This window comes from Lacinutrix sp. YIN62 (assembly GCF_057219185.1).
The window spans coordinates 24,460-38,378 of sequence record NZ_JBXVVH010000007.1; the positions used below are offsets into that span (position 1 = coordinate 24,460).

The 13,919-nt window shown below is 31.9% G+C and carries 10 protein-coding genes; 4 read left to right on the top strand and 6 right to left on the bottom strand.

Annotated features, from left to right (window positions below):
- The first annotated feature begins 178 nt into the window (after positions 1 to 178).
- Positions 179 to 1,231 carry an L-dopachrome tautomerase-related protein gene (locus tag AC2D8I_RS06105; RefSeq protein WP_484705106.1) on the top strand — a complete coding sequence of 351 codons (1,053 nt, stop codon included), beginning with the start codon at positions 179 to 181 and terminating at the stop codon, positions 1,229 to 1,231.
- A 182-nt stretch (positions 1,232 to 1,413) separates the two neighbouring features.
- Here the strand turns inward: AC2D8I_RS06105 and AC2D8I_RS06110 are convergent, their stop codons facing one another.
- The 5 genes from AC2D8I_RS06110 to mfd all read right to left on the bottom strand — a co-directional run bounded on the left by AC2D8I_RS06110 (position 1,414) and on the right by mfd (position 10,147).
- The gene (locus AC2D8I_RS06110; protein WP_484705107.1) at positions 1,414 to 2,931 is read right to left on the bottom strand and encodes a S41 family peptidase; all 1,518 of its coding nucleotides are present in this window, start codon (positions 2,929 to 2,931) and stop codon (positions 1,414 to 1,416) included.
- A gap of 63 nt (positions 2,932 to 2,994) precedes the next feature.
- Positions 2,995 to 3,768: an AraC family transcriptional regulator gene (locus tag AC2D8I_RS06115; RefSeq protein ID WP_484705108.1), complete on the bottom strand. Its 774-nt coding sequence runs from the start codon at positions 3,766 to 3,768 to the stop codon at positions 2,995 to 2,997.
- Positions 3,769 to 4,066: 298 nt separating this feature from the next.
- Positions 4,067 to 5,074, bottom strand: a complete 1,008-nt coding sequence (glpQ, locus tag AC2D8I_RS06120; protein WP_484705109.1) for a glycerophosphodiester phosphodiesterase — start codon at positions 5,072 to 5,074, stop codon at positions 4,067 to 4,069.
- Positions 5,075 to 5,100: 26 nt separating this feature from the next.
- Complete coding sequence (locus tag AC2D8I_RS06125; RefSeq protein WP_484705110.1) at positions 5,101 to 6,765, bottom strand: TlpA family protein disulfide reductase; 1,665 nt, start codon at positions 6,763 to 6,765, stop codon at positions 5,101 to 5,103.
- Between the two features lie 31 nt (positions 6,766 to 6,796).
- A complete protein-coding gene (gene mfd, locus AC2D8I_RS06130; RefSeq protein ID WP_484705111.1) occupies positions 6,797 to 10,147 on the bottom strand; it encodes a transcription-repair coupling factor in 3,351 nt (1,116 codons plus the stop codon).
- Between the two features lie 278 nt (positions 10,148 to 10,425).
- Here mfd and AC2D8I_RS06135 point away from each other — a divergent pair, with 278 nt between their 5' ends.
- The gene (locus AC2D8I_RS06135; RefSeq protein WP_484705112.1) at positions 10,426 to 10,857 is read left to right on the top strand and encodes a TerB family tellurite resistance protein; all 432 of its coding nucleotides are present in this window, start codon (positions 10,426 to 10,428) and stop codon (positions 10,855 to 10,857) included.
- A 124-nt stretch (positions 10,858 to 10,981) separates the two neighbouring features.
- Here AC2D8I_RS06135 and fbp read toward each other — a convergent pair whose 3' ends face one another.
- On the bottom strand, positions 10,982 to 11,989 hold the full coding sequence (gene fbp / locus AC2D8I_RS06140; RefSeq protein ID WP_484705113.1) for a class 1 fructose-bisphosphatase: 1,008 nt from the start codon (positions 11,987 to 11,989) through the stop codon (positions 10,982 to 10,984).
- A gap of 155 nt (positions 11,990 to 12,144) precedes the next feature.
- On the opposite strand from fbp, the gene AC2D8I_RS06145 reads away from it, so the two are divergent.
- Complete coding sequence (locus AC2D8I_RS06145) at positions 12,145 to 12,624, top strand: GNAT family N-acetyltransferase (RefSeq protein ID WP_484705114.1); 480 nt, start codon at positions 12,145 to 12,147, stop codon at positions 12,622 to 12,624.
- Entirely contained in the window at positions 12,624 to 13,877 is a 1,254-nt protein-coding gene (locus AC2D8I_RS06150) for an aspartate kinase (protein ID WP_484705115.1), read from the top strand. Before AC2D8I_RS06145 ends, AC2D8I_RS06150 begins: the two co-directional genes overlap by 1 nt.
- The last annotated feature ends 42 nt before the right edge of the window (positions 13,878 to 13,919 follow it).

Sequence of the window (13,919 nt, forward strand, 5' to 3'; positions counted from 1 at the left end):
ATTTTCCGTTTTACTACTGCTTTGAAGAAGCTTGGTTGTAAAGGGGTATTTTTTATGAAAATGTACTCGTTCCGAGATGTAAAAGGAGAATAGATGGAGTAGAGTGTTTTATATGTAGTAAAAGATTGTGGTGTGATAAAAATGCTAATAGATAACGTGTTAAATAAATAATTTGAATATGAAAGCTTTTAAATCATTATGCTTTAGCTTTATTGTACTTATAATAGTAACAAGCTGTAAAGCGCAAAAACAAGTGCATGAGAAAAAAGAAATCGTTACTAAAGTAGCCGCTATAAAAGGGGAGCAATTAACAGGAATTGCTGTAAGTAATGGCCGAGTGTTTGTGAATTTTCCGCGTTGGAGAAAACAGGTTAAATATGCACTCTCTGAAATTAAAAATGAAAATCAATTTACTCCTTATCCTAATGAGGAATGGAACCGTTGGGAGATAGGAACACCTGTACAAGATTCTGTATTTGTGGCAGTACAATCTGTCGTTAGTTCAGATGGTTTATTATATGTAATCGATACAAGAAACCCCGAGTTTAAAGGCGTTATTGGACAGCCTGTAATTTTTGTTTTTAATTTAGAGACTAATCAACTTATCAAAACGTATAAACTACCTATAGCAAGTTTTTATGCGAACTCATATATCAATGACATACGTATTGATACAAAAAGAAACTATGCTTATCTTACAGACTCAGGGCGTCCTGGTTTAGTGGTTTTAAATTTAAAAACAGGAGAGACGAAACGCGTGTTGGATAAGCATAAATCGACTCAAAGTGAGGTGTCTTTTTTAACCATTAATGGGAAGCGTTGGAATAATGTTGTGCATTCCGATGGTATTGCTTTTGATGTAGAAAACGGGACTCTTTATTACCATGCCTTAACGGGGTATAGCCTTTATAGTGTGCCTGTTGATGTTTTAATAAAAGGAACAAATCTAGAAATTGAGAAAGCGATTACAGCAGTTGCAAAAACAGCAGCTCCAGATGGGATGATTATTAATAATGGGTATTTGTATTATGCAGATTTGGAGCAACATAAAATACAACAGCTAAATCTAAAAACAAAAGTTATTTCAACCTTAGCAGCAGGAGAATTGATAAAATGGGCAGATAGTTTTAGTATAGATAATGGCTATTTATATTATACTAATTCTCGTATTCATGAAGTTAGCCAAGACCTATCAAATATGGAATTTACGGTGTATAAAATTAAATTATAAAACATAAAATAGGCTAAGAATTTTTTAGTTACTGTTTTAAAATATTTAATGGCAGGAAAAACGATTTAACATCCTGCAATACATATTGCAGGATGTTGAATCATTGTGTCAAAAATTTTTAGGTTCTAATGAATGCGCTTTATAGAGCACGATGCAAAAAATAGAGAAACGAGATTTTGCCTCTAGTTTTTATTTTGTATTAAATTAATTGTAAAAGCCATTTGAGTGTCTTTTTGATTTAAATAATCATGATATGTTTGAGTTACATTAAAGTCAGGAATAATCCCTCGGTTATATAACTGGTTCTTTTTTTGAGGAACATCTTGTTCTAAGTTTACAATAGAAAAAGAGGTTGAAATCTTAGATTTAGGAAGAATATAGGTTAATGATGTGTGTCCATTATGGCCATAATAAGTACCCATAGTTTCTTCTCCAATTACAACCGTATTTTTGTTCCCAGCCAGCATCGAGGCAAATAAACTTCCTGCAGAGGCAACTCTTTCGCTTATTAATAGGTAAACGTTCCCACTAAAAGTATGTTTATTTGGTTTTCTTACTTTATGATCGTCACTTAAAGGCCCTTGATAAAAACCGGTTTCTTTTTTTATGTAAAACTCTTTTTGAAACCATTTGTTATATTTTCCAACGCCTAAAAACCTTAAAAATGAAGGCGCTTCACTTTCTATATATCTTAATTGTGGTATTTTTTTAAAACTTATCCAAGCTTGTTTGTTTTCTGAGAAATTTCGATCTGTTAAATAAGAATAGGTTACTAAATCATTTGGGTCTGTTCCGCCGCCATTATAACGAACATCAACAATTAAATGCTTGATACCGTTTTTTTTAATACTGGAAAAAACACGATCTAAAAAGGTAATGTATTTTAGGTGTTCTGGATCTTCTTCGTTACCCATTCCAAAATTATTTATAGTTAAAACACCAATAGAGTTGTCTATCAATTTATAACTGTATATTTCATTACTATCCCAATCTTTATAATGTACTTCATCAAATGGTTTTGAAAATCTATGGTCTATATTGGTATAATAGTTTTTATAGCTAATGCTTTTAAGGAGAGCTTCTTTTGTTTTAGTTGAATTGTTTTCTTTATATTTTACAGAAAAGGTCTTTGTTAAACCATAATTTAAGCGGTAATACTTACTGAAATTGTAATTTATACCCACGCGTTTGCCTGTTTTATTTACTCCGTCTGTAGTGTAGTATTTATAAAGATTTTTTATAATATCTTCAATTTTTTCATTGTTGATAGATATGATTTCTGAGCCTAATGGAATGTTTTCGTTATTGTAATTGATAATCCACTTGTTATCAATCCATTTAATTGGATATGGAAAATAACCGCTTTTTTCCGTTTTTATGGATTGATATATTTTTTCAGTTAGACTAGTGTCATTGTGTAAGCTGCCTTCAAAATCAGTTAATTGGGAGATAATATTGTAAAAATCTCTATAACTAGAGGCTGTACTAATTTTATTGTTAGCCCATTGGTAGATGCTGTCAATCTCTTGATTCGTGCGATATTTATATAGTCCAGAGTTTGCTGATAATCTTATTTTTTTAAAGATTTTTAAATCTTTTCGCATCTTTTTCTTAGAAAACGAATCGTCTATAGATTGCGCATAAATAATATTAGATATAGTAAAAAAGAAAAGCGAGAATAGGTATGATGTTTTTTTCATTTGAATATAAAGTTTATCAAATGTAAGACTGTCATTATTTTAAAGCTTGTATAATATTGGCAATTATATCTTGCTGCTAAGACTGTCTTTGTAGTTTTTAGGTGAAACTCCTACAAAACGTTTAAAGGTTTTAGAAAAATGAGCTAAATCTGAAAAATTGTATTGATAAGCTATAGTTGTAAGTTCTGTTTTTGAATTTATTAATTTCTTGCTTGAAAAAGCTTTTTTCATCAGGATATAATTAATAGGAGACATTCCAGTTGAGGCTTTGAATTTTTTTGCGAATCCAAATTTGTTAATATTTGCAATTTTAGATAGTTCATCTAAACTAAATTTATCATAAATATGAGTTTCAATATAGTGGTTAATTTGATTGAAATGTTGTAAATTAAATTCGGAATATTCATTTTTGTTTTCTTCCGAGTAGGATTTTATTATATAAACAAATTGTCTTAGATGAGATTCTATGCTTTCAATTTTTTGTTTCGCAATTGCATTTTTAAGATTGACAAACAGTTTGTTGGCGTGTTTGCTGTTTATTTTTCGATTAATAAATTTAATATTCTTTCCATTTAATATGGTTTTTATTAATTCATTAGGGATATAAATGGTATCAAATTTTAATTGTGACTTATTGTCAAATAAAGGATTAGAGTGTATTTCATAAGGATTAGTTATAGATATACTCCCCGCTTCACTAAAAAGGCTTTGGTTTTCAAAATCAATTTGTTCAATACCTTTTTGTATTAATGAAATACAAAAGGTTTCATGAAAGTGCTTAGGGAATGCTGTAGTTTGGTTTTCTATGGTTATATATTCTAAATCCTTTATAATCATTTTGTTTCCTTAATGTTTATTTAAAATGTAACGTTTTCAGATATAGCAAGGGGTAAAAAAGAGACTCTAAAAAATATGTAATAGCGCGCTATAAAGCCTAAAGATAAATAATGTAGTCTTAGTATTTTATATTATGATATTATTTTCCTGTAAAACGTTTTATGAACTTTTAGTTGATTAAGGTTTAAAAAACATTGTTTAGTTGTGATTTGTAGAGTTAATTCTTAGCATGGAAATGCTACTAAATTTCATGAGGTGCTTCTTGTCCTAAGGCCATGAAGAATATGTGTTTTTTATGCTATTTCGCTTCTAGAAATTGAATAACCTTATCAGGGAAATCGGTAAAAACCCCATCTACATTTGCTTTAAAAAGAAGAGTTTCTAATTGTTGGTTAAAAGAGGAGAACCCTTCAAATTGATCGGCTCTAAAGGTGTAAGGATGTACTTTTAGTCCTAGTGTATGTGCTTTGTTTACTAAATTGGTGAATTGCCACTCACCATTAGTATTTTTCTTGTTTAGAATTTGCTTGTACCAAGGTCCTATACCGTCTGCATAGGTTGAAAAATAGTCTAATTGCTTGGCTTCTTCAGAAGATTCTATTAGTTGAACCAAAAAAAGGTTGGAGTGTAATGTTGTTCTTATGCGCTTTAACTCTTTGGCATCAAAACACTGTAGCATGCAATTATCGTATTTTGAAATATAGCCATAATTGGTTAAAATTTTTAAGACAATGGCAGAGATATCTTTTCCGTTTTTTAGGTGGAAACTAGGGTTTTTTATTTCAGGATAAATTCCAATGTTATAGTTAAGACTTTTGTTTAAGCCTTGTATGAGTTCAATCTCTTGCTGTAAAGAGTGTAGTTTAAAAGCAGACTTGTGTAATGGAAATCGATTAGGGTATATGGCTGTTTTTGTTTCTGTATTATACCGTTCGGTTACATTGAGTTGTTGTAGTTCTTTGAAATTAAAATCTATAACATAGTACCTGTTGTCTTTTCTTTTTCTGTTAGGAAAAACATCAGCAACATTTGTAACGTCATCTAGAAAGATATCATGAATAACGATTGGAATGTTGTCTTTACTTAGTACTAAATCTTGTTCTATAAAATCGGGTTTCATCGCATAGGCCATCGCTTTGCTCTCTAAGGTATGTTCTGGTAAGTAGCCTGAAGCCCCACGGTGAGCAATGATAATTTTAGAATCTTCTAAAGTTTTTTTTGTTTGTTTACTACAGCCAATGGATATGCATAGTACAACCACTAAGAAGAGCGCCTTTAATAGATTATTAAAAAAGACTGTTTTCATCTTGGCTGATTTTTGTAACACCATTGTTATTTTATTTTACTTAATAGTAACACCTCTTTTTCTGCTTTATCAACCGTAAAAGTTTTAATAAGTGTATCCTCAAGAGAGTAAAGCGTTAAGGTTTGCGCTTTATTGTCGTAAGACCATTTGCCAGGCATCATTTCATGTTTGTCTGTAGGGGCTAGCGATAAATAGTTGCAATTTCCTTTTTCTTTTAATTCCATTCTAAATCTAAACCTGCTTGGGGGAAATTTTTTATAATCTGATGGGCGAAAAACGAAACCATTAGGATTTAATTGCTGCTCTTCTCTAGAATCTACCCATGTGCCAATTAGGTTGTTGTTACTTGTTTGTTTTTCTTTAGGGAGTGTTTTAAAATGGCTTTTAAAGGCTTCAAAATCATATGGTTTGCTTATTATTTTTTTGTCGCTATCTAATAAGAAATAACTAGGCGTAGCGCTAACATTATAATTATTTCCAATAGGATTATCCCATTTTCCTTTGCCAAAAACGTGTGTAAAATTAGGGTAGTTATGTGTCATGTTCTCCCAACGATAGGAGTCATTATCTAATGCAACGGCGATAACTTTTAATTCTTTTTCGTTAATAGAATCTGTGTATGCTTTAAGTTTAGGTATTTCTTCAAGACAATGGGAACAAGTTGTGCTCCAAAATAAAACTAAATAATGATTAGCGCCATTTAATTCGTTAAGCTTTTTAGTTGCTGTTATGCCTTTGTTGTTCGTTGTTTTTATATCAAAGTTAGGAGCGGTATTTCCTATAGATGCATTTTTAAAGTAAGTTAATTTTTCACTTAGTTTATAATCGTTTGAAGCGTTTGCAAGCGCAATTAAGTAGTGCGTTGCAATATGGTTTGCTACCGTTTCATTTTCTTCTTGAGCAAATTGATGCCATAGTGTTTCTAATAGAATTTTTTGAATTTTTGGATGCTCTTTAGTTACTTTTCCAACGACATCTATATTGTTTATAAAATCTTCATTTCCATTTTCGGGATTTGCAAAACCAAAAACATAATTTAATGTTGATTCTATTAGTAAATTAGAATTTTGAAGGATTTCACTACCAAAATCTATATGATTAAAATAATGATCTTTTATATGTTTTGAAAAAGTGCTAGCATCTTCATATTCTTTGGGAATATAGGGTCTTCTAGATTTTATAAAATTAAAAACAAGCATGTCTTTAGAGGCCTTTTCAAAAGTGTCTTGAGTATCTTTAAGTACTTTGAATACACTTTTAAACCCTACATCATCTTTTTTGTTTTGTGAATAATAGTTGTTTATACTAGCGCTAACTAAATTCATACTTTTATTATATGAAACAAGGAGTTTGTTTTGGGTAGAACTTGTAAAACGCACCCCTTTTTTTAAATCAAATTCCAAAATAATATCTTCTTTACCGTCATACAGCACATCAAAATTAAATTCGTCTTGGGGTTGCGCATATACAATGCGGTAGGTTCCTGGGGGAGCCTTCGGATCCATAATAAACTCAAAATTACCATCTTCGTCTATATTCGCATTATTTACAAAAATGGAGGTTTCTGCGGTGACCCTATATAAAAAGGCAAAGGTGAATTCTTTTGGGGGTGTAAATGTTCCTTTTATAGTGTGTTGTGCAAACAATATACTTGGTAAAAGGCTTAATAAAAAAAGGAGTTTCTTAGTCATTGCTGTTTATTTTCTATTACAAAAACAATAATTATTCCAAAATAGGATTGAGTACTATTAGTGCCTGTTCGACTGTTTTTATATTTTCAAAGGTAAGTAATAAGCGTAAACCATTTCTAGTTTGTTTTTCCTTCATTTTACAACGTTGTGGGTGCTGTTGCACATATTGTAATAATTTTGAGAAGTTTTGGCTCTGGTAGAAACGACTTTGTTGATCATTTATAAAGTAACCAACAAGCTTTCCTTGTTTTAGTATTACTTTTTCAATACCTAACGTAGTCGCTATCCATTTTAATTTGACACTATTTAATAAGTCGACTACTTGTATTGGTAGTTCGCCAAAACGGTCTAGGAGTTCATTTTCGAATTGACTTAATTCAGCTTCAGTCTTAAAATTATTTAATTGAGTATATAAATTTAAGCGCTCGGCGATATTATTAACATAATCATCAGGAAATAATAATTCGAAATCCGTATCTATTGTTATGTCTTTTACATACTCTTTGTTTTCGATATCTTCTTGATAAAGGTCTTTGAACTCGGTTTCTTTCAATTCTTCAATAGCTTCATTTAATATTTTTTGATAGGTATCGAACCCGATTTCATTTATGAAGCCACTTTGTTCACCACCTAAAAGGTCTCCTGCGCCACGAATTTCTAAGTCTTTCATTGCAATATTAAACCCGCTACCTAATGCGGTAAATTGCTCTAAAGCTTGGATGCGTTTTCGAGCATCATTAGTCATTGCGGAATATTCAGGCGTAATAAAATAACAGAAAGCTTTTTTATTACTTCTACCAACACGTCCACGCATTTGATGCAGATCACTTAGCCCAAAATTATTGGCATTGTTAATAAAAATGGTGTTTGCATTGGGGACGTCCAAACCACTTTCTATAATAGTTGTACTAACGAGAACATCGAAAGCGCCATTCATAAAGCCAAGCATTAGTTCCTCTAACTTTTTACCATCCATTTGTCCGTGTCCAATACCTATTTTCGCGTCAGGAACTAAACGTTGGATCATCCCAGCGACCTCTTTAATATTTTCAATACGATTATGAATAAAGAACACTTGCCCGCCACGTTGTATCTCATAGCTAACAGCATCACGAATATGCTCTTCGCTAAAACGAATCACATTACTTTCTATAGGAAATCGATTGGGTGGAGCTGTAGTAATCACCGATAGATCACGAGCGGCCATTAGGCTAAATTGGAGTGTTCTAGGGATTGGTGTTGCAGTCAAGGTTAATACGTCTACATTATCTTTTAATGTCTTTAATTTCTCTTTAACGGCGACTCCAAATTTTTGTTCTTCATCTACTATGAGTAGTCCAAGATCTTTAAATTTTACTTTTTTATTAACCAATTGATGTGTACCAACAATAATGTCTACGTGTCCTTTTTCTAAACGTTCTAAAGTGTCTTTTTTTTGTTTTGCCGTTCGAAAGCGGTTAACATAGTCTACGGTAACAGGGAATTCTTTTAAGCGTTCGCTAAAAGTTTTGTGGTGCTGAAAAGCTAAAATGGTTGTTGGTACCAAAACAGCTACTTGTTTTCCGTTATCTACGGCTTTAAAAGCTGCACGAATGGCTACCTCTGTTTTTCCAAAGCCAACATCTCCACAAATTAAACGATCCATAGGACGTTCACTTTCCATATCGGTTTTGATGTCTATGGTAGCTGTAGTTTGATCTGGGGTATCTTCATATATAAAAGATGCTTCTAGCTCATGTTGCAAGTAGCTGTCTGCGTTGTATTGATAGCCTTTTTCTAACTTACGTTTTGCGTAAAGTTTTATTAGGTTAAAAGCCACGTGTTTTACACGTGCTTTTGTTTTTTGTTTTAACGTTTTCCATGCTTTACTGCCAAGCTTGTATACTTTTGGTGGTTTCCCGTCTTTGCCGTTAAATTTGGTGATTTTGTGTAAGGAATGTATGCTTAAATATAATACGTCTCGTTCTCCATATACCAATTTTATAGCTTCTTGTTTTTTATCTTCTACATTTATTTTTTGAAGTCCGCCAAATTTACCAATACCATGATCTATATGTGTGACATAATCACCAATTTCTAAGTTTGTAAGTTCTTTTAGAGTAATGGCTTGTTTTTTTGCATAACCATTTTTAAGATGAAACTTATGATACCGTTCAAAAATTTGATGGTCTGTGTAGCAAACTATTTTATTAGCATGATCTACAAAGCCTTGATATAGCGATAATGTAATGGTTTTGTAGTGTACATTTTGCTCCATATCATCAAAAATATCATGGAAGCGTTTGGCTTGCTGCTCGCTTATGCAAGCAATATAATTTGTAAATCCATTATTGTGATTTCTATTAAGGTCATCAATTAATAAATTAAATTGCTTATTAAATACTGGTTGGGGAGTTGTGTTATATACAATCTCCGTTTTGGGACTTAACCAGGCGTCTGTTCCAAATTCGACTAAAGTAAAATAGAGAAGCTGTTTTTTTAATAATTCTGAATGACAGAACAATTCATTTGGTTTGGCATGTTTTACTTCTGTAGAAAGCGCATTGAAGGCTTTTTCTGCCTTGCTATAAAAATCGTCAATCCTAGAAAATAAAACAGCTACATTTTTTGTGAATACCACTGTTTTAGCGGCGATATATTTTAAAAAACTAGCCCTAGATTCGTCTAAAAATTTATTCTCTACATTGGGAATAATACCGATTTTTTTTATTTGTTCGTTTGAGAGTTGTGTTTCTACATCGAATGTACGAATGCTATCAACCTCATCTCCAAAAAATTCTATACGATATGGTTCATCGTGAGAGAATGAAAAGACATCGACAATACCACCTCTAACAGAGAATTCTCCAGGTTCTGTAACAAAATCTACACGTTTAAACTTGTACTCAAATAGGACTTCATTTACAAAGTCTATAGAAAGATTATCGCCAACAGAAACCTTTAGTGTGTTGCGTTCGAGTTCTTTCCGTGTAACAACCTTCTCGAATAGAGCATCGGGATAAGTTACAATTAATGCTGGTTTTTTTTGAGAATTTATGCGATTTAAAACTTCGGCACGTAACAATACGTTGGCATTGTCGGTTTCTTCTATTTGATAGGGCCTGCGGTAACTGCCAGGGTAAAACAGAACATCTTTAGTGTTTAAAAGTTGTTCAAAATCGTTGAGGTAAAAGGCGGCTTCTTCTTTGTCGTCAAAGATGAGTAAAAAAGGTTTTTCTGTAGCCTTAAAGCTTTCGCTTATAACAAAGGATAAAGCAGAGCCTACAAGCCCTTTTAAATGAAGTTTGTTATCATTTTTAGATTCGGTTTCGCCAATAGCAATTTGCAGTTTTTGCAGTTGCAAAGACTTTAAATAGGCTTGCGAGATTGAAGATTTGCTCACGTATTTTTCTTTTAAACAAAGATATGTTTAGAATTTTGATTTGCCAATTACGACCTGTTTTTTTTAAAGCTTGTTTTTGTTAAATGCTTAAAGTTTAAAACGGTTTAAAATAGTGAAAAAGGCTTGTTTTTTAGGCTTTTGAAAAGGGTGTTTTTTTTATTGTGAGACGCGAAAAAGCTTGTTTTATGAACCTAGATTGGTGTTCAAAAAAAGAAATATTTAATTTTAAATAGGCTTAAGTTTCTCTATATTTGCAGGACTTAAAAATATAAAGATATATGTCATTTTCAAATTTATTTGATAGCGGATTTAAAAAGCGTAATAAAGATCATTTTGCAGCAATTGTTAGAGTGGCGATGGATGATGGAATTATTACTGATGATGAAAAGGCCTTTTTAAAAAGATTGGCTCAAAAGCTAGATCTTTCTGAAGCTAATTATGCTGAGATTTTAAAAGATTACAAAAAGCACCCTATTAATCCACCGACTTCTTATGAAAGGAGATTAGAACGTCTTTATGACTTGTCTCGTATGGTTTATGTAGATCATATTAAGGGTGATCATGAAGAGGTATTGCTTAGAAAAATAGCAGTAGGACTTGGTTTTACACCAGAAAACGTAAAGTACGTGTGTGATAAAGCATTAACTCTGGTTAATAACGGTGTAGACTTAGATACTTTTATTGATGAAATGAAAGCAATGAATCAATAGTACATATTAGCATAAATATTGGTTTAAAAATTAGACCAGTAGCGGTGTCTATAAAATAAAAATGTCTTGGAGCTAATAACTTCAAGACATTTTTATTTTATATATAAAAACAGGGTGCACTAAATTAGTGCGCTTTTTGTATAAAATACTCTACTTTTTCAACCATTTTTTTACTGCCACAGAAAAAAGGAATGCGTTGGTGAAGCTCTGTAGGTTCTACATCTAATATTCGTGTATGCCCATCACTCGCTTTTCCATTAGCTTGTTCCGCTAGAAACGCCATTGGGTTACACTCATATAAAAGGCGTAGTTTTCCGTTAGAGTTTTTAGAACTTTTAGGATACATATAAATTCCTCCTTTAATCATATTTCTATGAAAATCGGAAACTAAAGATCCAATATATCTAGAAGTGTAAGGCCTGTTACCTTCTTCCATTTGACAATATTTTATATAGTCTTTTACTCCTTGAGGAAAATGAATGTAATTTCCTTCATTTACAGAATAGATATTCCCATCTTCAGGAAAGCTCATATTAGGGTGCGATAAATAAAAGGTTCCTATTGCTGGGTTTAATGTAAAGCCATTAACGCCATATCCTGTTGTATAAACCAGCATTGTAGACGTGCCATAAACAATATATCCTGCGGCAACCTGCTGATTTCCCTTTTGAAGGAAATCGTCTATGGTAACAGGAGTTCCTACAGGAGTAACACGCCTATAAACAGAAAATATAGTACCTACAGAAACATTAACATCTATGTTCGAGGAGCCGTCTAAGGGATCCATTAAAACAACATACTTATTTTGATTGTTTTCATCTTGACTATTTATGGATATAAAATTGTCTTCTTCCTCACTAGCTATTCCACAAACAATATTTCTATTGGTTAATGTTTGTATAAACTTATCATTAGCATATACATCCAGTTTTTGTTGATCTTCACCTTGAATATTAGTGTCGCCAGCAGCACCAATAATATCTACTAAGCCCGCTTTGTTTACTTCGTGGTTTACTACTTTAGCGGCTAAACGAATAGAGTTTATTAGTCTAGATAGCTCGCCAGAGGTATATTTAAAGGCCGATTGGTTTTCAATAATGAACTCTCCTAACGTTTGATTTTTTCGAGACATAAAGCGTAATGCTGTTTATTTTGTATCTAGGCTTTAAAGGCCTAGATGAGTTTATATGCAAATATCGTATTTTTTAATAAACTATATCGTTTTCATGTTATATTAATGTATTACCCTATTTAAGTTTAAACTATATTTGGTGTAAAATTAAGATTATGGATTTTTCTATTCGATTTGCTAATAAAAGCGATATGCCACAAGTGCTTGATTTAATAAAGGAATTGGCACTTTATGAAAAGGCATTAGACGCTGTAGAGCTTACTGTGGCGCAATTGCAAAATGATGGGTTTGGTGCTGTTCCTAAGTTTAAATGTTTTGTAGCAGAATCTCAAAATAAAATTGTTGGAATAGCCCTTGTATATATGCGTTATTCTACATGGAAAGGACAAGCTTTACATTTAGAGGATCTTATTGTAAGTAAGGCAATGCGAGGAAGTGGACTAGGAACCGCTTTATTGAATGAAGTGATAACTTATGGGAATACTTTAGGAGTTAAGCGTATTGGATGGGAAGTTTTAGATTGGAACGAACCTGCTATCGCATTCTATGAAAAAAAAGGCGCTAAGATTATGCGCGATTGGGATGTGGTACAATTAGATAAAGATGGCATAAAAAAATATATTAATAACATATAATGAAAATATTTAAATTTGGTGGGGCTTCTGTAAAAGATGCTAACGGTGTACGAAATGTTATTAAAGTGTTAGAAACAGTAGGCTATAACAATACACTTATTGTTGTTTCTGCTATGGGTAAGATGACAAATGCTTTTGAAACGGTTATCGATAAGTACTTTAATGCTACAAACGAATTACAAAAAGTACTTGATCCTATAAAAACCTTTCATAAGAATATTCTTTTAGATTTATTTGAAGATGAACAAGAGGATGTTTTTAAAGTTGTAACAACACTATTTGAAGACTTAGAGTTGTTTTTTAAAACAAATAGGTCTCCAGACTATAATTTTGTTTATGATCAAGTTATTGGCTATGGTGAATTTTTGTCGACTACAATTATTAGTTTCTACTTAAATAAAAAGGGGTTTGAGAATACATGCTTAGATGTGCGTACTTGTATAAAAACAGATAGTTATTATAGAAACGGGAATGTAAATTGGAAAAAGACACAAGAAGCCATTCAAGAAACTATAGATGTATCGACGGTGTATGTTACTCAAGGGTTTTTAGCAAGTGATTCAAAAAATAACTTTACGACTACTTTAGGGCGAGAAGGAAGTGATTATACAGCAGCTATATTTGCCTATTGCTTAAATGCTGAAAGCGTAACAATTTGGAAAGATGTCCCTGGGGTTTTGAATGCTGATCCACGTGTTTTTGAAAACACAAAACTATTGAACGCTATATCTTATACAGATGCGATTGAGCTTGCTTTTTATGGGGCTTCGGTTATACACCCTAAAACCTTACAGCCTTTACAGAAAAAAGAGATACCATTGTTAGTTAAATCGTTTTTAGAGCCAAAAAATGCAGGGACAATAGTTAATAAAGACGAAGGGATAAATCCAAAAGTGCCGTGCTTTATACTTAAAAAAAATCAGGTATTGTTGTCTCTCTCTACTTTAAATTTTTCGTATATAGTTGAAGAAAATATAAGTGAGATATTTAATTTATTAGCTCTGTATAAAATGAAGGTAGATGTGATTCATAATTCTGCTATAAGTTTTTCGGTGTGTTTTGAGAATGCTTACAATAATTTAGAGGAACTATTGTTACACTTAAAAGCGAAATTTAAGGTAACTTGTCACATTAATGTCTCTTTGTATACGATAAGACATTATGATTCTCTTTCTGTAAAAGCGTTAGAAAACGGTAAAACAGTATTGTTAAAACAGTTATTTCAAGAAACGGTTCAAATAGTAACTAAGTAATGTATTTGTTACATTTGTAAATATCAAAAAAAATAAAAATAA

Excerpts from the sequence above, each read along its gene's own strand:
- AC2D8I_RS06105 (WP_484705106.1), top strand. The coding sequence starts at position 179 with ATGAAAGCTTTTAAATCATTATGCTTTAGCTTTATTGTACTTATAATA.
- AC2D8I_RS06110 (WP_484705107.1), bottom strand. The coding sequence starts at position 2,931 with ATGAAAAAAACATCATACCTATTCTCGCTTTTCTTTTTTACTATATCT.
- AC2D8I_RS06115 (WP_484705108.1), bottom strand. The coding sequence starts at position 3,768 with ATGATTATAAAGGATTTAGAATATATAACCATAGAAAACCAAACTACA.
- glpQ (WP_484705109.1), bottom strand. The coding sequence starts at position 5,074 with ATGAAAACAGTCTTTTTTAATAATCTATTAAAGGCGCTCTTCTTAGTG.
- AC2D8I_RS06125 (WP_484705110.1), bottom strand. The coding sequence starts at position 6,765 with ATGACTAAGAAACTCCTTTTTTTATTAAGCCTTTTACCAAGTATATTG.
- AC2D8I_RS06135 (WP_484705112.1), top strand. The coding sequence starts at position 10,426 with ATGTCATTTTCAAATTTATTTGATAGCGGATTTAAAAAGCGTAATAAA.
- fbp (WP_484705113.1), bottom strand. The coding sequence starts at position 11,989 with ATGTCTCGAAAAAATCAAACGTTAGGAGAGTTCATTATTGAAAACCAA.
- AC2D8I_RS06145 (WP_484705114.1), top strand. The coding sequence starts at position 12,145 with ATGGATTTTTCTATTCGATTTGCTAATAAAAGCGATATGCCACAAGTG.
- AC2D8I_RS06150 (WP_484705115.1), top strand. The coding sequence starts at position 12,624 with ATGAAAATATTTAAATTTGGTGGGGCTTCTGTAAAAGATGCTAACGGT.